At 32.5% G+C, this 21,148-nt stretch carries 17 protein-coding genes and 1 tRNA gene; 11 read left to right on the forward strand and 7 right to left on the reverse strand.

From position 1 onward, the window contains the following. Window positions 1-869, reverse strand: an 869-nt coding sequence (locus PHC28_RS03765) for an O-acetylhomoserine aminocarboxypropyltransferase/cysteine synthase family protein (protein ID WP_300096651.1), incomplete at its 3' end; no start/stop codon positions are given. 734 nt (window positions 870-1,603) lie between these two features. Here PHC28_RS03765 and metK point away from each other — a divergent pair. From metK to PHC28_RS03780, 3 genes are all read left to right on the forward strand, one after another. After that, window positions 1,604-2,854, forward strand: coding sequence for a methionine adenosyltransferase (gene metK, locus PHC28_RS03770; protein ID WP_300096652.1), 1,251 nt, complete (start codon window positions 1,604-1,606; stop codon window positions 2,852-2,854). A gap of 147 nt (window positions 2,855-3,001) precedes the next feature. Then, complete coding sequence (locus PHC28_RS03775; protein WP_300096653.1) at window positions 3,002-3,793, forward strand: hypothetical protein; 792 nt, start codon at window positions 3,002-3,004, stop codon at window positions 3,791-3,793. Beyond that, a complete protein-coding gene (locus PHC28_RS03780; RefSeq protein ID WP_300096654.1) occupies window positions 3,793-4,407 on the forward strand; it encodes a deoxynucleoside kinase in 615 nt (204 codons plus the stop codon). The genes PHC28_RS03775 and PHC28_RS03780 overlap by 1 nt, the downstream gene beginning before the upstream one ends. Window positions 4,408-4,462: 55 nt before the next feature. Here the strand turns inward: PHC28_RS03780 and infB are convergent, their stop codons facing one another. The 4 genes from infB to PHC28_RS03800 all read right to left on the reverse strand — a co-directional run bounded on the left by infB (window position 4,463) and on the right by PHC28_RS03800 (window position 9,490). Then, on the reverse strand, window positions 4,463-7,321 hold the full coding sequence (gene infB / locus PHC28_RS03785) for a translation initiation factor IF-2 (protein WP_300096655.1): 2,859 nt from the start codon (window positions 7,319-7,321) through the stop codon (window positions 4,463-4,465). Window positions 7,322-7,416: 95 nt separating this feature from the next. Then, a complete protein-coding gene (gene nusA / locus PHC28_RS03790) occupies window positions 7,417-8,670 on the reverse strand; it encodes a transcription termination factor NusA (RefSeq protein WP_300096656.1) in 1,254 nt (417 codons plus the stop codon). A 13-nt stretch (window positions 8,671-8,683) separates the two neighbouring features. Further along, a complete protein-coding gene (rimP, locus tag PHC28_RS03795; protein ID WP_300096657.1) occupies window positions 8,684-9,148 on the reverse strand; it encodes a ribosome assembly cofactor RimP in 465 nt (154 codons plus the stop codon). A gap of 271 nt (window positions 9,149-9,419) precedes the next feature. Next, window positions 9,420-9,490, reverse strand: a tRNA-Gln gene (locus tag PHC28_RS03800). A gap of 235 nt (window positions 9,491-9,725) precedes the next feature. Between PHC28_RS03800 and PHC28_RS03805 the strand changes: the two genes are divergently transcribed. Genes PHC28_RS03805 through PHC28_RS03815 form a run of 3 tightly spaced genes read left to right on the forward strand, consistent with a single transcriptional unit; the run spans window position 9,726 to window position 14,526 of the window. Beyond that, window positions 9,726-12,998: a DUF2723 domain-containing protein gene (locus tag PHC28_RS03805; RefSeq protein ID WP_300096658.1), complete on the forward strand. Its 3,273-nt coding sequence runs from the start codon at window positions 9,726-9,728 to the stop codon at window positions 12,996-12,998. A 36-nt stretch (window positions 12,999-13,034) separates the two neighbouring features. Continuing rightward, entirely contained in the window at window positions 13,035-13,844 is an 810-nt protein-coding gene (locus tag PHC28_RS03810; protein ID WP_300096659.1) for a tetratricopeptide repeat protein, read from the forward strand. A 31-nt stretch (window positions 13,845-13,875) separates the two neighbouring features. Beyond that, window positions 13,876-14,526 (forward strand): polysaccharide deacetylase family protein, encoded by a 651-nt coding sequence (locus PHC28_RS03815; protein WP_300096660.1) that lies wholly within the window; start codon window positions 13,876-13,878, stop codon window positions 14,524-14,526. Here PHC28_RS03815 and PHC28_RS03820 read toward each other — a convergent pair. Both PHC28_RS03820 and PHC28_RS03825 read right to left on the reverse strand, forming a co-directional pair. Further along, complete coding sequence (locus PHC28_RS03820; RefSeq protein ID WP_300096661.1) at window positions 14,523-14,819, reverse strand: co-chaperone YbbN; 297 nt, start codon at window positions 14,817-14,819, stop codon at window positions 14,523-14,525. The genes PHC28_RS03815 and PHC28_RS03820 overlap by 4 nt on opposite strands. A 74-nt stretch (window positions 14,820-14,893) precedes the next feature. Then, window positions 14,894-16,129, reverse strand: coding sequence for a metallophosphoesterase (locus PHC28_RS03825; RefSeq protein WP_300096662.1), 1,236 nt, complete (start codon window positions 16,127-16,129; stop codon window positions 14,894-14,896). Between the two features lie 190 nt (window positions 16,130-16,319). Here PHC28_RS03825 and PHC28_RS03830 point away from each other — a divergent pair, with 190 nt between their 5' ends. From PHC28_RS03830 to PHC28_RS03850, 5 genes are all read left to right on the forward strand, one after another. Further along, complete coding sequence (locus PHC28_RS03830) at window positions 16,320-18,221, forward strand: tetratricopeptide repeat protein (protein WP_300096663.1); 1,902 nt, start codon at window positions 16,320-16,322, stop codon at window positions 18,219-18,221. Then, window positions 18,221-18,928: a response regulator gene (locus PHC28_RS03835; RefSeq protein ID WP_300096664.1), complete on the forward strand. Its 708-nt coding sequence runs from the start codon at window positions 18,221-18,223 to the stop codon at window positions 18,926-18,928. Before PHC28_RS03830 ends, PHC28_RS03835 begins: the two co-directional genes overlap by 1 nt. A 145-nt stretch (window positions 18,929-19,073) precedes the next feature. Further along, window positions 19,074-19,568, forward strand: a complete 495-nt coding sequence (locus PHC28_RS03840; RefSeq protein ID WP_300096665.1) for a hypothetical protein — start codon at window positions 19,074-19,076, stop codon at window positions 19,566-19,568. Between the two features lie 12 nt (window positions 19,569-19,580). Next, window positions 19,581-20,183, forward strand: coding sequence for a hypothetical protein (locus PHC28_RS03845; protein ID WP_300096666.1), 603 nt, complete (start codon window positions 19,581-19,583; stop codon window positions 20,181-20,183). 3 nt (window positions 20,184-20,186) lie between these two features. Beyond that, the coding region (locus PHC28_RS03850) for a hypothetical protein (protein WP_300096667.1) at window positions 20,187-21,148 on the forward strand (962 nt) is incomplete at its 3' end.

Raw genomic sequence — 21,148 nt, forward strand, 5'->3', positions numbered from 1 at the left:
ACGGGTAAAGTTTCGAGTCCCTGAATAATTTGAAAAGCATTAAACGGACTCAAAGCTGCTCCATAATCCCGCAAACCTTCGACACGAACTTTGGCAATAAAAGCAGCATTTCCCAGTGCTTCGTGATACACTAATCCGTGATAACTTGCTGATGGTTCTGTAAATTCAGGAAACTTTCCGCTGCTCCAATCGAATGTTCCTGCATCTATAACAGCTCCTCCTAATGAAGTTCCATTTCCTGAAATATATTTGGTTAAGGAATGAATCACAATATTAGCTCCGTGTTCAATTGGGTTTAGCAAATAAGGTGAGGCAACCGTATTGTCAACAATAAACGGAACTTTAAACAATTTGGCTTCTGCTGATATGGCTTTCAAATCCAAGACATCTAATTTTGGATTTCCTAAACTTTCTGCAAAAAATACTTTTGTGTTTTCATTAGCAGCTTTAGTAAAATTAGCAGCGTCTGATGGATCTACAAACGTGGTTGTGATTCCCAATCTTGGCAAAGTGGCACTCAATAAGTTATAGGTTCCTCCATATAAACTATTGGAAGCCACGATGTGATCGCCCGTCTTGAGTAAAACCAATAATGATGTTGCAATGGCTGCCGTTCCCGAGGCTGTAACTACTGCTGCTATTCCGCCTTCGAGAGCTGCTAATCGTTGTTCCAGGATATCGTTTGTTGGATTATTCAGTCGGGTGTAAATAAAACCCGCTTCTGCAAGTCCAAATAAATTGGCTGCGTGATCTGAATTATTAAACACATAAGAACTAGTTTGATAAATAGGCACCGCCCTTGTCCCTGCTGTTTTAGTAACGTCGTGTCCTGCGTGTAATGCTTTTGTTGCGAATTTTGAAGTACTCATAATTTTTATTTTAATTGATTTAAGATTTTAAAACTGAATTATTTTCAGTTCTTATTTTGATTTTTATGTTTTAAATATCCCGAAACTTTCAAGTCAGAGAAACAAAAAACCCTTTTAGAAACGAATCCAAAAGGGTTTTAAGTTGTATGATAAACTTCTACTTTCGGAATCAACAGACATAAGTATATGTCATGACATTGTTACAAATCATCGATTTGACATTGCACATATTCATTTGTTTTTGCTGTAAGTTGTTCATAGTGTTTGTTTTTTGTGTCTATTAAAATTCAAAAAAAAAGCCTCCCGTTTTGTGGGAGGCTTTTGCTATATTATTTTGTTTTAAAATTTAAGCAACTAACGACCCACAGGATTTTTCCTGCATGGTTTTAGAAATATTGCAAACATTTAAATTCATTTTGTTCTTTTTGATGAAGCAAAAATGCAAACTATTATTTAGATATCCAAATATTTTTTAAAAAAATAACATTTAAGAAAATTAGTAATATAAGTGTACACAAGAATGCGTCAATTCTCTATTCTGCTTTTTAACATCAAAAAAAAGATTAAGAATAATTTGCAATTCAATTTGGTTTCATACATTTGCACTCAAATATTAGAGGAAAAATTTGAACTGATTGCAACCTCGTTAAAAAAATGCTAAAGCAGAAATCCTCCTTTAGTCTTTTCTCGCAATCTTCATTTTTTCCAAATTAATTTAAAAAATAATTTTTATTATGGCTTATTTATTTACGTCAGAGTCAGTGAGCGAAGGGCATCCAGACAAAGTAGCTGATCAAATTTCAGATGCATTAATCGACAATTTCTTAGCATTCGATCCAGAATCGAAGGTTGCTTGTGAAACATTAGTAACAACAGGATTGGTAGTTTTGGCAGGCGAAGTGAAATCTGAAACTTATTTAGATGTTCAAACTATCGCAAGAGATGTTATCAAGAAAATTGGTTATACCAAAAGTGAATATATGTTTGAAGCCAATTCTTGTGGTGTTCTTTCAGCCATTCACGAACAATCTGCTGACATCAATCAAGGAGTTGACAGAGCGAGTAAAGAAGAACAAGGTGCTGGAGATCAAGGAATGATGTTTGGTTACGCCACCAACGAAACGGAGAATTTTATGCCTTTGGCTTTAGATTTATCTCATAAATTATTACAAGAACTTGCTGTAATTCGTCGTGAAAATAATGAAATTACTTATTTGCGCCCAGACGCAAAATCACAGGTAACTTTAGAATATGACGACAACAACAAACCAACTCGAATAGATGCAATCGTAATTTCGACTCAACACGATGATTTTGATGAGGAAGCTGCGATGTTGGCAAAAATCAAAAGTGATTTAGTTGGCATTTTGATTCCAAGAATCATCAAAAACAACCCTCAATATGCTCATTTATTCAACGATAAAATTACTTATCATATCAATCCAACCGGAAAATTCGTAATTGGCGGACCTCACGGTGATAGTGGATTAACAGGTAGAAAAATTATTGTTGACACTTACGGTGGAAAAGGTGCTCACGGTGGTGGTGCTTTTTCTGGTAAAGATCCAAGTAAAGTAGATAGAAGTGCGGCTTATGCTACACGTCATATCGCCAAAAACCTTGTTGCAGCTGGTGTTGCCGATGAGATTTTGGTTCAGGTTTCTTATGCTATTGGAGTTGCAAAACCAATGGGAATTTTCATTGAAACTTACGGAACTTCAAAAGTGAATTTGACCAATGGTAAAATTGCCAAAAAAGTAGAATCTCTTTTTGATATGCGTCCTTATTTTATTGAGCAACGTTTGAAATTGAGAAATCCTATTTATAGCGAAACCGCAGCTTACGGACATATGGGTCGTACTCCAGAAACCGTAACAAAAACTTTCTCTGCTCCTGGAGGAATAGAAAAAACCGTTACAGTTGAATTATTTACTTGGGAAAAATTAGATTTTGTAGATCAAGTAAAAAGTGCTTTTGGGTTGTAATATTTAATTATAAAGCAAGCAAAGTTATACGCGAAGTTCGCAAAGAGAACCCTGACTATTTTTGGTCAGGGTTTTTGTTTTTTTTAGATTATTAATAAAGTCCGACGGTCTAATTCTATTTTTCGTAAATTAGCTTTTTATCTCAATATGAAAAAAATAATTCTACTTCTTTTTTCCTTGCAATTTGTCTTGGCAGTCGCACAAAAACAAACCTTGAAAGCCCAATTCGTTTCAAATCAAAAAATTGATGCCGATGAATTTGTTGGTTTTGACAGCTTGGAGAATTTGTATTACATCAAAAACAATGTGCTTTTCAAGAAATACAAAAATGAATTGTGGCAATATAAAAATATTTCTTTAGGTGAAATTACCCGAGTTGACATCCTAAATCCACTAAGAATTGTTTTATTTTATGAAAACTTCAATACCATTATTATGTTGGACAATCAGTTGAATGAAACCCAAAAAATAAATTTTTCCAAAAATGATATTCCAATAATAGTATCAGCTACGGGAAATGCTTCACAAAACAAGTTATGGATTTACAATAGTTTGTCGCAACAAATTGGGCTTTTCGATTATCTGAATAATAATTTCCATTCGATAACAAATTCCGTTCAAGGGAATTTCAAATATTATGATTCTAATTTAAATACTTTTGAATGGATAGATAACAAAAACAATTGGTATTCTTGCGACATTTTTGGAAAAATTACCTCCCTGGGGAAAATTTCTGATTTTGATCAAATTCAACTTGTTTCGGACCAAGTTGTTATTTTTTCGAAAGATGGAAAATTATATCTTCAAGACTTATCAAAAAAGAGCATCCAATTAATTGAAAATGTTGAGAAATCATTTAAAAATTTCTTCTACAAAGACCAAATTTTGTCTATTTTTACCAATCAAGAAATTACGAATTATAAAATCACAATACCATAATGCACATAGCAATAGCAGGAAACATAGGCGCAGGAAAAACGACTTTGACACGTTTATTAGCAAAACATTTTAAATGGGAACCTCATTTTGAAGACGTAGTTGACAACCCTTATTTGGACGATTTTTACCACCAAATGGAGCGTTGGTCATTTAATTTACAAATTTATTTCCTCAATAGCCGTTTTCGTCAAGTGATTCAAATTCGTGAAAGTGGTAAGAAAATAATTCAGGACAGAACTATTTATGAAGATGCTAATATTTTTGCACCTAACCTTCATGCAATGGGTTTAATGACTAACCGTGATTTTCAAAATTATTCTTCGCTGTTTGAACTAATGGAGTCTACAGTTAAAGCACCTGATATGCTTATTTATTTAAGAAGTTCAATCCCTAATTTAGTGAGCCAAATTCACAAACGCGGTCGAGAATATGAAAACACAATTTCTATTGACTACCTCAATAGATTAAATGAACGTTATGAAGCTTGGATTCAAACTTACACCAAAGGAAAATTGCTAATTATTGATGTGGACAACATTAATTTTGTAGATAATCCAGAAGATTTGGGAATGATTATCAATAAAATCGATGCTGAGTTACACGGCTTGTTTTAGCATAAAAAAATCCCGATTACTCGGGATTTTTTTATGCTTATATTATTGAAAAAATCTATTTCAATTTCTTTTTGATAGCAACTTCGTGGAAAGCTTCAATAACATCTCTTTCTTCGATGTCATTGTATCCTTTAATTTGAATACCACAATCATAGCCTTTGGCTACTTCTTTGACATCGTCTTTGAAACGTTTCAAGGCGATAAGCTCTCCTGTAAAGACAACCACACCTTCTCTAATGATTCGGATTTTGGCATTTCTGGCAATTTTTCCGTCCATAACCATACATCCTGCAATGGTTCCCACTTTAGAAATTTTGAATAATTCTCTAACTTCTGCAGTTCCCAGAACTTCTTCTTTCATTTCTGGAGCGAGCATTCCTTCCATCGCATCTTTCAAGTCGTCGATAGCGGCGTAAATGATAGAATAATAACGGATGTCTATTTCTTCTTTATCGGCTAATTGTCTTGCATTTCCAGCAGGACGAACATTAAATCCGATAATAATTGCATCAGAAGCAGAAGCCAACATTACGTCAGTTTCAGTAATTGCTCCAACACCTTTATGGATGATATTGATTTGTATTTCTTCGGTAGATAATTTAGAGAACGAATCAGATAAGGCTTCAACAGAACCATCCACGTCACCTTTAAGGATAATGTTTAATTCTTTAAATTGTCCAAGAGCTATACGACGTCCAATTTCATCTAAAGTAATATGACGTTGTGTACGAACGGATTGTTCTCGCATTAATTGAGAACGTTTTGAAGCAATTTGTTTGGCTTCTTTTTCGTCTTCAAAAACGTTGAACTTGTCACCTGCTGTTGCTGCACCATCTAATCCTAAAACCGATACAGGTGTTGAAGGTCCAGCAATTTTAACCACATTCCCTCTTTCGTCATGCATTGCTTTAATTTTACCATGATGTTTCCCAGCGAGCATATAATCTCCTATTTTTAAAGTTCCATCCTGAACTAAAATGGTAGAAACATATCCTTTTCCTTTATCCAAGAATGCTTCAACAACAGTTCCCGAAGCAGGTTTATTTGGATTTGCTTTTAAATCTAAAAGCTCAGCTTCTAATAAAACTTTTTCTAATAATTCTTTTACTCCTGTTCCAAATTTTGCCGAAATATCATGAGATTGAATTTTTCCACCCCAATCTTCGACAAGTAAATTCATACCTGCTAATTTTTCTTTGATTTTTTCAACATTAGCATTTGGCTTATCAATTTTATTGATGGCAAAAATGATTGGAACACTAGCTGCTTGAGCATGAGAAATGGCCTCTTTGGTTTGTGGCATAATGTCATCATCGGCAGCAACCACAATAATTGCAATATCTGTTACTTGAGCACCACGAGCACGCATTGCTGTAAACGCTTCGTGACCTGGCGTATCAAGGAAGGCTATTTTTTGACCATCTTCCAAGGTTACTCCATAAGCACCAATGTGTTGTGTAATTCCTCCAGATTCACCAGCGATAACATTTTCTTTACGAATATAATCCAGTAAAGATGTTTTACCGTGATCGACGTGACCCATTACTGTTACGATAGGAGCTCTGTAAACCAAATCTTCCTCTTTGTCTGGAACAACTTGGATGGCTTCTTCAATATCAACAGTTATGAATTCAACTTCATATCCAAATTCATCAGCAACAATGGTCAATGTTTCAGCATCCAAACGTTGGTTTTGCGTCACCATAATACCCAATGACATACAAGTTCCGATTACTTTTGTAATTGGCACATCCATCATAATGGCAATTTCACCAACAGTCACAAACTCGGTAACTTTAATAGTTTTGCTTCCTTCGTCTAAAGCTCTTTGCTCATCATCTGATTTTTGACGATGGGTGTCTCTTTTGTCTCTTCTATATTTAGCTGCTTTCGATTTACCACCTTTTCCTTGCAGTTTCTCTAAAGTCTCTCTAATTTGATTTTTAACTTCTTCCTCTGTTGGCTCAACTTTGGCTGTAATTGCAGGCCTTGCGCCTTTTACAAAACCAGGTCTAGCCCCTCTGTTAGCATTAAATCCACCGCCTCCAGCATTAGGAGTAATTTTATTAGGATTTGGCGCACCCGGAACTCCAGGAGTCGCAGGTGGTCTTGGAGCACCAGGTTTTGGAGCAATCCTTTTTCGTTTGTTTTTATTAGCATTATTTGCCGCACTTCCAGGAGCACCAGGCGTTCCGGGTTTGTTTGGCGTAATTTTAGGCTCTTCTTTTTTCTTTTTTGGTTTATTAAATTGAGATAAATCAATGGTTTGACCCGTCAATGTAGCTCCAGATAATTTATGGTATTTTGTCGTAATAGTTTCTTCAACTGGAGCAGCAGGAATCTCTACTGTTTTCGCCTTGTCTTTACCAACAGGAGCAGCTTCAATTTTGGTCTCTTTTATTTCAGCAACTGGTTTAACCTCTTTTTGGTCTGAAACAACTTTTTCGGTTACAGTTTCTTTTTGAATTGGTTTTTCCTGAGGAATTTTAGCAACTGGAATTTCTTTAATCTCAACAACTGAAGGAGGTAAAACCACCGCTGCTTTTTTAGGATTAAGATCAATATTTCCAACGTGAACAGGCCCCGTTACAACAGCTCTCGCTTTTATAACTTCTTGACTTTTTAGACGCTCTTCATCTTGTTTGCGTTTGTCATCAATTTCTTTTTCGCGCTCAACACGCAAAGCTTCTTTCTCTTTTCTTTTCTCTTCTCCTACCTCTTTTGAAGCTTCTTTTTTCCCTTTATCTCCTGCAAATTGATCACACAAAACATTGTAAACATCGTCAGAAATTTTTGTGTTGGGATTTGATTCAACGGCAATGCCCTTATCTTTTAGATAATCCACAGCTCTTTCTAAAGAAATGTTTAATTCCCTTAAAACTTTGTTTATTCTAATAACTTTCTCTTCAGACATAAAACCTTTTTAATATTACCTTTTTTATTGTTCCTTATTCAACTTCTCGAAAGAGACATAAATAAGGTCTAAAATTTATTTTTTAAGAATCTAGACTAGCTATCAAATTCTTCTTTAAGTATTCTCATTACATCTAGAATTGTTTCCTCTTCTAGGTCAGTTCTTCTAACTAAATCATTTACGTCTTGTTTCAAAATACTTTTTGCCGTATCTAATCCAATTTTTGCAAATTCTTCAATAACCCATTCTTCTATTTCATCTGAAAACTCTGTTAATTCAACATCATCTTCATCTGCAGCAGCACCGGCAACATCTCCTTCACGAATAACATCAAGCTCATAACCTGTTAATTGACCCGCTAATTTAATATTATGTCCACCTCTACCGATTGCTTTAGAAACTTCTTCTAATTTCAAGAAAACTTCAGCTCTTTTGGTTTCTTCATTAATTTTAATTGAAGATACTTTTGCAGGACTTAACGCCCTTGTAATATACAATTGAATATTGCTAGTGTAATTGATAACATCGATATTTTCGTTTCCTAATTCTCGAACAATTCCGTGAATACGAGATCCTTTCATTCCCACACAAGCACCTACTGGATCAATTCTATCATCGTAAGAATCCACTGCTACTTTTGCTTTTTCACCCGGAATTCTCACTACATTTTTAACCATAATCAAACCGTCGAAAACTTCCGGAATTTCTTGTTCGAATAATTTTTCTAAAAACTTCTCTGAAGTTCTAGACATAATTATTTGAGGTTTATTTCCTTTCAATTCAACGCTCTCAATGATTCCACGAACATTATCTCCTTTTCGGAAAAAATCAGATGGTATTTGTTTTTCTTTTGGAAGAATGATTTCGTTTCCTTCATCATCAATCAAAATTACTACTCTTGGACGAACGTGGTGAACTTCGGCAGTATATATTTCGCCAATTAAATCTTTAAATTGTTTGTAAAGATTAGTATTATCGTGTTCGTGAATCTTAGAAATTAGGTTTTGACGTAAAGCCAAAATAGCTCTTCTTCCTAAATCAACTAGCTTTACTTCCTCAGAAACTTCTTCTCCAATTTCGAAATCAGGCTCAATTTTTCGAGCATCTGTAAGTGAAATCTCCAAATGATCTAAATCCACATCATCATCAGCAACGATAACTCTTCTTTGCCAGATCTCCATATCTCCTTTATCAGGATTGATAATAATATCAAAATTATCATCCGATCCGAATTTTTTCTTCAATGCATTTCTAAACACATCTTCTAATATCGCCATAAGCGTTACACGATCAATAAGTTTATCGTCTTTAAACTCTGAAAATGAATCGATTAATGCTAAATTTTCCATGCCAACTAATTAATTAAAATGTTACTGTAACAATTGCTTCTTTTATTTCTGTATACGGTATTTCTTGTCTTTTTTGAACCGTTTCTTTTCCTTTTCCAATTTTTTTAGGTTCTCTTGCTTTCCACGACAAAATTATAAAATTATCATTAGCTTCAACTAATTCTGCCTCAATTGTTTCAGTTGCTAATTTCACAATCAATGTTCTTCCAACGTTTTTTTTGTACTGTCGAATCATTTTTAATGGAGATCCAACCCCTACAGATGCTACTTCTAAAGAAAAATCTTGTTCTTCTCTGTCTAAATTAGCGTCAATAGCACGGCTAATATCAATACAATCTTGCAAAGCCACCCCATTGTCGCCATCTAAAGTCACTATTACTTTAAAAGCATCAGTAACAACCAAGTCAATCAAAAAAACAGATGGTTTTTCTAAAAGGCTCTCGGTTAATAATGTATTTATTTTTTCTTTAAATGTCATATTTTATAAAAAGAGGCACGCTATGCGTGCCTCATTATCTAGTTTTTTAGTAAATAACAGCGCAAATATAGTGTTTTTTTTTCATAAATCAAAAAATCAATGTGGATACAAAAAGGTTTCTTGATTTTAATATACAATATTTTACCTCGTTTTTTTAAATTTATTTAACTTCAGAATTCGATTTCAAAAATTATAAATCAAAATTTATCCTTTTTGCAATTCCTATTTTTCCGTAAAATAAAAAAGCCTTTCAAAATTGAAAGGCTTTCCGTTGGTCTACAAGGACTCGAACCTTGAAAGACTGCACCAAAAACAGTTGTGTTACCATTACACCATAGACCAATTCCATTGCCGTTAAGCGAGTGCAAATTTAATACAAATTTTAATTTTTACAAATTTTTAATCTCTTTTTATCAAAAAACTTTTTATTGAAGATTTTTCAATCTGTGAAGCTCTTAAAAACAAGCTATTACTAATCCTATTCCCGTTTTTAGAATTTTTTGTTAATGCTCGTGTCGTTAAATAAAAAAACATTTTCTTTGTATCATAAAATAAAACTAAATTTTAGCATATAAATATGGCAAATTTCAATTTCAATAAATGGAATACAATCACTGGTTGGTTTGCATTTGCAATTGCACTAGTAACATACACATTAACAGTTGAACCTACAATGAGTTTTTGGGATTGCGGTGAATATATTGCAACATCAGCAAAGCTCCAAGTAGGACACCCTCCTGGAGCTCCATTATTTCAAATGATTGGTGCTTTTTTTGCAATGTTTGCTATTGATGACATTCATATTGCATTGATGGTAAATATGATGTCTGTTTTCTCGAGTGCGTTTACCATATTATTTATGTTTTGGTCTTCTTCGATGATTTTGAAGAAAATAATTTCGCAATATTCTGAAGTAAATAAAAATAATTCCATCGTTATTCTTGGAAGTTCGTTTGTAGGCTCACTCGCTTATACTTTCTCAGACAGTTTTTGGTCTAGCGCTGTGGAAGCTGAAGTTTATGCAATGGCTTCGTTGTTTATTGCTTTACTTTTTTGGTTGGGTTTACGATGGGAGCAAGATATGGACACTCCACGAGGCAATCGATGGTTGTTGATAATTTCGCTGGTTGTTGGACTTACTTTTGGTGTCCATTTTATGGCTTTATTAACTATTCCAGCGATAGGTTTTCTTTATTTTTTCAAACATTATAAGGAAGTCACTATCAAAAATTTCATTATTGCCAATATAGTTGTTATAGCAGTTTTGTTGTTTATTTTTAAATTACTTCTGCCCCTAACGATGGCTTTCTTTGGTAAAACCGAAGTTTTTATGGTTAATGAATTAGGAATGCCGTTTGACTCAGGGACAATTTTTGTCGTTTTACTTCTAATTGCTTTCTTTTATTTCAGCTTAAAATTCACACGTAACAAAGGATATGTAAACCTCAACACTCTTGTATTATGCATTTTATTTATCTTAATAGGATTTTCAACTTGGATGATGCTGCCTATTCGTGCCAATGCAAATACGGTAATCAACGAGAATAAACCATCCGATGCACGAGAAGTTTTAGCTTATTACAACAGGGAACAATATGGTTCAAACCCATTATTCTATGGCCCGCAATATACAGAAGCATTTGCAGGTTTAGACAAAAAAAATCCCTATTTAGACAAGGCTCCTAACTATGAAAGAGATTATAAATCCGGCAAGTATATTATTGTAAACAACTACAAAAATGCCGAACAAAATACTGATGATGCACAAAAAACCATTTTACCTAGATTGTGGAGTGGTGATAACATAGAGAATTACATCAGCTTTACAAATCCACCAGCATTTAAAATAAATCCTGACTACCCTTATGAGGATGACCTAGCCAAATATGGTGTTGATGCAAGCAAACTTTCCGAGGAAGATTACAACAAAGCTATCGCACAGTTGAAAAATGAAACTGAAAAAACTATACAAGAATTTAGACAAGCTTATGCCCAAAAACAAATTGATAACCAAGGATATGTAAAATTCCTAAAAAGTTATGGCGATTATTTGATAGTCGAAAAACCATCAACCATAGATAATTTACGATTTATGGCGGAATACCAATTTGGTTATATGTATTTCAGATATTTGATGTGGAATTTCGTTGGTAAACAGAACGATATTCAAGGAAAATATGATTATCAAGACGGAAACTGGCTTAGCGGCATTACATTAATAGACGAGTTACACTTAGGTTCTCAACAAAATTTACCTTCAGATGTGTTGAACAACAAAGGCCGTAATGTCTATTTCTTTTTACCCCTTATTTTAGGGCTCATAGGTATATTTTATCACGCTAGCAGAGATAGAAAAAGTTTCTATGTGCTTTTAGTTTTATTCCTATTTATGGGAATCGCATTGAAAATTTACCTCAACGAAAGACCCTTCGAACCCCGAGAAAGAGATTATGCTTTGGTAGGCTCCTTCTACGTATTCGCCATTTGGATAGGTTTTGGAGTATATTCCTTATATGAAAGTTTTCGTAGTTATTTGGCTCCAAAAATAGCTGGGCCAATAATTATTACTGCCAGTTTATTAGCAGTGCCAGTTCTTATGGCTTACCAAAACTGGGATGATCACGATCGTTCAGGAAAATATACTGCAACGGCTTTGGCAAAATCCTATTTAAATTCTTGTGATCCGAATGCTATTTTGTTTACCATTGGTGACAACGACACCTTCCCTCTTTGGTATGCCCAAGAAATTGAACACGTAAGAACCGATGTAAAAATTGTAAACACAAGCTTGTTTATGACTGACTGGTATATTGATCAAATGAAGGCCAAAGCTTATGATTCTGAACCTTTACCCATTTCATTTACACACGACGAATACGTGGGTGACAAACTGGACTATGTGGCCCATATTCAAAAAATTGACAGCCGTTGGGACATTAAAGATTTCATCAATTTTATAAAAAATCCAAAAGCTACCGTTGAAATGCAAAACGGACAAACCATTCATTTTTATCCAACAAATAAAATTAGAATTACTGTTGATAAAAACAGTATTATCCAGAACAAAGTGGTAGCTGTAAAAGAAAATGATTCCATTGTTCCTTATATTGATCTCACCATCAAAGGGAATGCTTTATACAAGAATAGATTAATGATGTTAGATATTGTAGCCAACAACAATTGGAAAAGACCTATCTATTTCAGTCCAGGAGCATTTGATGATGAAGATTATTTATGGATGAAAGACTATCTTCAATTAGAAGGAATGCTCTACAAATTAGTTCCAATAAAAACGAAGTTCGAAAAAGATTCAAGTCCAATGGATATGGGTGGCATTGATGCCGACAAAATGTATTCTATCGTTATGAAATGGGATTGGGGCAATAGCGATGGCAATATTTATCACGATACCGAAACTAGAAGGAACAGTATTTCCTATCGTTCAGTTCTTTCCAGACTGATGGATAAACTAATCGCCGAAGGAAAAATAGACAAGGCAAAAAAGGTTATCGAATTGGTAATGACAAAAATGCCTTTGGATAAGTTTGGCTATTATTCGATGGTTGAACCTTTTGCAAGAGGTTATTATGAAGTGGGCGAAAAAACTAAAGCCCAACAACTTCTAGAGCGATTAATGACAAAATATAAAGAAAACCTGAACTATTACGTAGGTCTAAAATCGTTTGAACAAGCTGACATTGCTGTCGATATCATTACTGACATCGAACGTTACCGAAGTTTGCTACAAGTAATGAAAGAAAGTGGCGATGTTCAATTTTATAATAAAAATCGATCTACTTTCAACACGTATATCAAAATGTTTTCCCGTTTTGGTCGCGAAAAAGAGTAACAAATTAGATAATTAGGAGCATTAAAAAATGTAACGATGTTGAAAAAAATAATTCTTTTATTGCCTTTGTTTTTTGCAATGCTCTCTTTTGGACAAAGTCCTGAAAGCATTTTGGAATCTAGAAAACAACAACAAGACTCCATTATTGAAGAATCTTTTAAATGTGCCGAAAATTACAACTACACCATTCAAATGAAAGAATGGCAAGAATGCTTGGATTCTGGATTAAAAAAAGACAGCACAATAGCTTATTTATGGCAACAAAAGGCAATGCCCTATTTCAAAGCAAGAAAATACGAAATTGGAATGGCTTATCTTGACAAAGCGGTAAAATATGACAAAAAGGAATGGCTTCCTTATAGAGCTTTTATGAAGTGTATATTTGTAAAATCATACAGAGATGCCATAGTAGATTTTGAAGAATGTATCAAACTTTATGGAAATGGTTATAGAATGGATCACTCCTATAATTTCTATATTGGTTTATGTTATTTACAGTTGAATGAATATGCCAAAGCCGAAAAACTCTTCAAAGAATACAATGAGGATATTTTCAAGAACCGACAAGGATTAGAACATCCAACTGCTTTGTTTTATTATGGGATTTCTAAGTACGAACAAAGTCAATATGAAGAAGCAATTTTAATATTTGACAAAGCCTTAAAAATATATCCTACCCTTTCAGACGCCAAATATTACAAGGCAGTCTGTTTGGCTAAATTAGGCAAAAAAGAAGAAGCTACTCAATTATTTGTTGAAGCAAAGAATGAACCTAAAGATGGATATTTTATAAATGAAGACAATGCCGTTTATGAAACATATCCTTATCAAATTCGATGGAAATAATTCTATAAAAACAACAATTCATTTTTGTAAAATGAGCTTCTACTGGATAAAAACAAATTCACTCATAAAAAAAATATTCCAAAATTATATTTGGGAGATTCCTAATGTTGAAAATAAAATCTACCTCACTTTCGACGACGGACCAACTCCAGAAATCACTGAATGGGTTCTGCAAGAATTACAAAAACACAATGCCAAAGCCACTTTTTTTTGCATTGGAAAAAACATCGAAAAACATCCTGACATTTTCTTGAAAGTGATTGCTAACAATCATTCTATCGGGAATCACACTTTTAACCATTTGAATGGCTGGAAAACTTCGACTGAAGAATATTTAAAAAACACGAAATTATGTGAATATTCGATTTCAAATCTAAAATCAAAAATCAGCAATCTACAATCTAAACTCTTCCGTCCGCCTTACGGAAAAATAAAACCGTCGCAATCCAAAAAACTGCAAAAATTAGGGTATAAAATAATTATGTGGGACGTTTTGAGTGCTGATTTTGACGGCACAATTTCTCCAGAAAAGTGTTTGGAAAATGTTTTGAATAATGTAAAGTCAGGAAGTATAATCGTTTTTCACGACAGCACAAAAGCATTCCAGAATTTGGAATATACATTGCCAAAAACATTAGAAATCTTAAGTGAAAGGGGATTTGTTTTTGAAAAAATTGATTAAAGGTGTTCTTGAACCAAACCAATAATTGTATTGGCATCTAATTCGCCAGATTGTCTCCAGATCATTTGACCTTCTTTATATATCATCAAGGTAGGAAGGCCTTTAATGCGCAAAGCATCAGCCAACTCCTGATTTTTATCGACATCTATTTTTATAACTTTTGCCTTATCGCCCAAAGCTGCGGCAACATCCCTAATTACGGGATGCATCGAAACTGATGATTCGTTCCAATCTGTGTAAAAATCAATTAACACAGGAACTTGAGTGCTTATAAGTTCTCCAAATTTTGACATAAAACCAACGAATTTAATTTTCTAAATCTATTGAAAAGAGATATTTATTTTACAAATGTAGTATTTTAAACGAATTAAGCCACATTCTTGCCTTTTTTTAGTTCGATGACCGTAATCTCAGGCATAATTCCTACTCTTCCCGGATAAGCATGAAATCCAAAACCTCTATTTACATAAATATACTTCCCTGTTTTTTCATATAAACCTGCCCATTGTTCATAAACATATTGCGCTGGACTCCACTTGAAAAAACCAGGAATTTCAATTCCAAATTGTAAGCCATGTGTATGTCCCGAAAGTGTTAAATGAAAATCTTTTGGATGTTTATTTATTTCGGCATCCCAATGACTTGGATCATGACTCATCAAAATTTTAAATTCTTCTTTTGATAAACCTTGTGAAGCTTTGTGCAAATCTCCAGCCTTTTTAAATTTAACTCCCCAGTTTTCCACTCCTACCAAAGCAATTTTGTCACTTCCTTTTTCAATAAAAGTATTTTCATTCAACATCAATTTAAAACCAATTCGTCCATACAAATTTTTGATGGCTTGAAAATTTTCTTCTTTAGCAGCATCTGATGGCCAAGTTACATATTCGCCATAATCGTGATTACCTAGCACTGAAAATTTACCGTACTTATGTTCCTTAATTCTGTTGAAAGTGTCTAACCAAGGATGCATTTCCTTAGCATCAGTATTAACGATGTCTCCAGTAAACAAAATCATATCCGAATTTTGCTCGTTAACCAAATCTATTGCATAATTAATTTTCTCTGGATTATCGAAACTTCCGCTGTGAACATCAGAGATTTGAGTTATAGTAAAACCATCAAAAGCATCTGGCAAATCAGGAAAAAAGATTTGTTGTTTGATTACTTTATAATTGTATTTTCCAATGGTAATGCCATAAATCAAGGAAAAAAACGGAACAGCTGCTAAGCCTAATCCTATTTGACTCACAAACTTTCGTCTTGAAGGAAGGAAATCAATGCTATCGTTAAACTTGACAAAATGATTGATTGTGCCAACGCTAATCCTGTAAATGTCCTCTCCAAATAATAGCAAAGTCAAGATGATTTTGGGAATATAAATCAAAAGTAGCAAGCCTAATGTTCGCATAGTTTGACTGGTTTGTCCTATCGAACGGTCAAATTTTGTGAAAGAATAAACAATGAAAACCAAGAGCAGGGCACTTATTATTTGATAAGCGAGTAAAATCCATTTTGATTTTACTAAGGTTCTTAATGCTTGATAGGCATATAGTTCGATAATAAAAAGAACGACGCATAATATTAATAAACGCAAAACCATTATGATATAATTTTTGTGCAAAATAACATTAAATATGAAGAATATTGTTTATGTTTATAAAACTTTAACTAAATATTCTTGCCTTGATTATTAAACTATGAAATTGTTGTTAGCTATAAGTTTATGAGTGTAAATTCGTATCGGTTTGGACAACACCCAATAATCAATAAAAAACAATAAATTCCAAAATATGAATTTTAAGTGTTTAAAATATGTTCTTTTATTATTAATTATATCACTACATATTCCATTCAGTATGAATGGTCAATCAGTAATAGACTCATTAAAATTAGAACTTAAAAAAGCGAAAAATAAAGAGATAAAAATAAAAATATTAAATGATTTAAGTTGGGAAATTGCACCTACCAATATTAGAGCATCAATTGGATATGCAACAAAGGCACTAAATCTTGCAAAAGAAAATTATCCAAATTACAAAGCCGAATCCTATACCTGCTTAGGTTCTGCATTTGATATGCACGGAAAATATAATGAAGCGATTTCTTATTACAATAAGAGTTATGATGCTTATAAAAGTATTAATGACAGTATTGGGATGGCAAAAGTTTTTTTAAATATTGGCGCAAGTTATTATTACAGAGGAATTTATGCTAAAGCACTTGATTATTATATACAGGCAGCTAAAATACAAAGAACTATAAAAGACCAACAAAATTTAGCTAAATCATACAATAATATAGGTTTAGTTTATCGAACAAAAAATGAGAATGAAAAAGCACTGATTTATTTTTTTAAATCATTACGAATAAAAGAAAAGTTAAGAGACAAAAAAGGCATTTTATATTCATACAGCAATATTGGAATTATCCACCAAAATCTAAAACATTGCGATACTGCTTTATGGTATGCTACAGAAACATTGAAACTTTCAAAAGAAATTAAAAGTGATTACGACTTAGGTACTTCTATCGTAAATATTGGCGAAGCTTACTATTGTATGAATGATTTAAAAAATGCAAAAAAATTCTATTTTGAAGGAGAAAAAGTACTTTTAGCAAATGAAGACGATAATAATTTATCTTTTTGTTATAAAGGTTTAGGAAATGTTTTTGAAAAAGAAAACAAACTAGAACAATCCCTTAGTTATTACAACAAGGCGATAAAATATGCTAAAGAGAATGAACGAAACGAATTACTAAGCGATTTATACCATTCTGTATATCAAATTAATGAGAAACTACAAAATACGGAAACAGCATTTGGCTATTACAAACTTTACACAAAAATGAAAGATTCGGTCTTCTCAATTGAATCCAATAGAAACCTCAACGAACTAGAAATAGTTTATGAAACAGAAAAACAACAACAACAATTAATTGAAAAAGACAACGAAAAAAAAATACTGCGTAACTACATTATAGCCCTAGCTTTTATATTAATTTTTGTTATTTCTAGCATATATATTGTAAATAAACAACGGAAAAAATTAGCCAGTCAAAAGCAAATTTTAGAAAAATTAGTGGATGAAAAAAACTTATTATTGAGAGAAACACATCACAGAGTGAAGAATAATTTTCAAATTGTTTCCAGTTTATTATACTTGCAATCAGAAAGTCTAGAAAACAAAGCAGCTATCGAAGCACTAAAAGAAGCTCAAAACCGTGTTCGATCAATGATTTTAATTCATCAACGTTTGTATAATAAAGACGAAATTATAGGGATTAACGCCCAAGAATACCTGACAGATTTAATTAATGATTTAACCGAATACCAAGGTTCTTATATCAAAAACCTTCAAACCGAAATTGCTGTTGAAAAGCTTGTTTTCAATATCGATACAATCACACCTATTGGATTGATTGTTAACGAATTAATTACAAATGTTTTTAAACACGCTTTTAACAAAAACGCAAAAAATCCAATGTTAAAAGTTAGTTTACATAAAATAAATGATGAAATAGAATTAATAATTTCCGATAACGGAAAAGGTTTTGTAAAAGAACCAAGCCCAGAATCATTTGGAATTAAATTAATACATTCGCTTGCTAAAAAATTAAAAGGAAAACTTAGTTTTGAAAGCAAAAACGGCACTGTGGTAACAATAAAAATGAAACGATTTACTTTAGTATAATGAACAAAATATATATTGTAGAAGATGAGCCTTTAATTGCTCAAACCATTGAAACAGTATTGAAAAAATACCATTTTCAAATTGTAGGCGATGCAGACAATGCCGAAGATGCTTTTGAAGAAATATCCGAACTAAAACCTAATTTAGTTTTGTTAGACATAACATTAGAAGGAGAAACTGATGGTATTGATCTTGCAAAAAAAATTGATGTTAGCTTAAAAATTCCGTATATTTTTATCACATCACTTTCTGACCCAATTACTATACAACGCATAAAACAATGTAATCCTATGGGATATATTGTAAAACCATTTACAGAACAAAATTTACTTGCAAATGTAACTTTAGGAATATTTAAAAAATCATCTATACAAGAAAATGAAACTAAAAAAACGTCCGATGATTTTTTTGTAAAACATCAAGGAAAAATTATAAAAATTCCAGCTTTAGAAGTTTGTTACTTTGAAGCTTATGACAATTATTGTTTTTTGCACACGGCAGACAATAAATATTTAATTACACATACCTTAAAATCTGTTGAAGAAAAATTACCGAAAAATCAATTTATTCGTATTCATCGATCTACAACAATAAACATCAAGCACATAGAAAGTATTTTCGAAAATACGGTGCTTATAAATGAACGAGAAATTGTTATTGGCAAAACATATAAAGAAGAATTATTGCAAAAAATTAATTTGCTATAATTTTCACACTACTTTTTTAAAGGTTCACTTATCCAAAACCACACTTCGCTAAAATAGTTAATTTCAGCACTATTTTTAAACCGCTTCTCAATAACTTTGAATGAGTTCATTAAAGAATTCGCTTTAATTTTAATATTCAAATATTATGAAAGCAACCAAAATGAAACCTTTATTTCTACTTATTGTATGCAATCTTTTTTTTATTTCTGCCAATCTTTATTCTCAAAAAAAGGAAATAAAAAAGAGTAAAATCCCTACTGATGTAGTAAATGTACTTAACAAATACATAGAAATTTTAACCACAAGCGAATCCGTAGAAGCTGCTGCTGAAAAATTAATAGAGATTGCAGGAGGTAATTTACTAACTCCTTCAATGTATGCAATTACCGAAGATGTAAAAATGTATAGTCTAAAAAAAGACTGGCAAAATGCACAATTATACAGCTATCCTGTAAAAATCACCCGTTGTATTCTAACTCCAAACGGAACAGATGGTTATCAAGAAACGTATATTAAAGGCGATTGGTATAAAATATGGATTGATAAAAAATTAGACGAAAGAGGAATGCCTGCTCCAATTTCTATAATAAAACCTCTTAACGGAGAACCCAAAATAATCTCAAATATCGGGAGTCTTTAAAATCACAAGAATATGAAAATAAGAATAATAGCAACAATATTTGTTTTTTCAATTTCCTTGTTAACAGTACAGTGCAAGAATAAAAAAACCAATAATAAAGAGTTAGTACAAACCAATATTGAAGAAAATAATTTAAAATCTGAACACGATATGAAAAAACCATCTACAATTGTAACTGAAGAATTAGTAAGAAAAATATTTGATATTCCAGCGGAAGAAATTATTATAAAATACGATAGCGACGGAAAATGCTCTTATGATTGGGGCGTTGGATTACAAAGTTTTCATTTAGATTTTATGTTTTATTTTCCAGGAGAATTAAATGATGAAAAATCAGAAAAATACTTTTTTGACTTAACCAAACCAGAATCATTTTTAGAAGAAAAAGATAAACCCATTGCTATAACTGACATTGCAGACAAAGCAATTTGGAGTAATATTGGAGGTGGACAATTGGTTGCCAAAAAAGGCAACGAAATAATGATTCTAAATACAAACACCATTGATCTTACAAATTACAACAACTTAGGCTATACAGATGAAAACATTCGTAAAGAACTTATTTCAAAAGGAAAAACTATCATTAATGAAGTAATAAACACCTTAAAATTATAAAAAATGAAAAAGTTATTTTACGCATCAATTTTACTTTTTCAAGTGCTACTTTTTGCACAACCTACAGATGCAATTATCAAACAAAAAGGAATAAGCGATGGAGCAATTGAAGTAAAATTAATCCCAGGCAAAGGAACCATTCATACTACACTTACTGAAAAATGGTATATTAAAAGTATGGAAACCAAATGGAAAACAGCTTACCCAGAAATAAAAAGATGGGAAAGAAATGAATATCGCTACAATTATATTGGTGGAAAATGGGTGTTTGATAGAACCTATTTGTTCGAAAGTTGGTACGATGGTATTCCAAATCCAACAGAAGCCGAAATACTTAAATCATTAGAAGATGCTTATGTGGGTTATGATGTTGCAGTTAAAGAAAAACCAACTTTCAAATTGGCAGACAACCCAAAATGGAAATGGCATACTTACAATAACGTTGAGTTTTTAGTGGAAGCCGTTTATTATGAAAAAACAAGCTACACAGAAATTACTCACAAAAAAGTAATTTTTCCAGTAAAACTTTATAGAGATACAGGAAATAACAGTTATGATGTTACTGCAAAATATGTAAAAGGAGCTCCTTGGCTAAAAATTGCAAACAAACACATTGTTACTACAAATGCTAACACTACTATTTTGGGTGTGACAACTCATTCTGATGCAGAAATGAATTCGATAAAATCAATGAGTCAAATTGCCGATGAAAACCAAGCAAAAGAACGAGCATCTTCTTTAGGTGCACTTACAATTCCGTACTTTACATCAGATAGAGAAGCCATTTTTTGGATACATAATATTCTTCGAGAAGGTGACAAAAATAGAATTGAATTGATGACAATGAAAATGCTTGCCTCTTATCATTTTGTAAACGGAAGTGATGTAATTTTAAATTCAAGAGGAGAACGCATATTAACAGGTTTGAAAAATGGCGCCGATTTTTATAAAGATTTATTTGGCGA

Origin of the sequence: Flavobacterium sp. (assembly GCF_028712645.1) — a bacterium.
In the GTDB taxonomy this organism is placed as follows: domain Bacteria; phylum Bacteroidota; class Bacteroidia; order Flavobacteriales; family Flavobacteriaceae; genus Flavobacterium.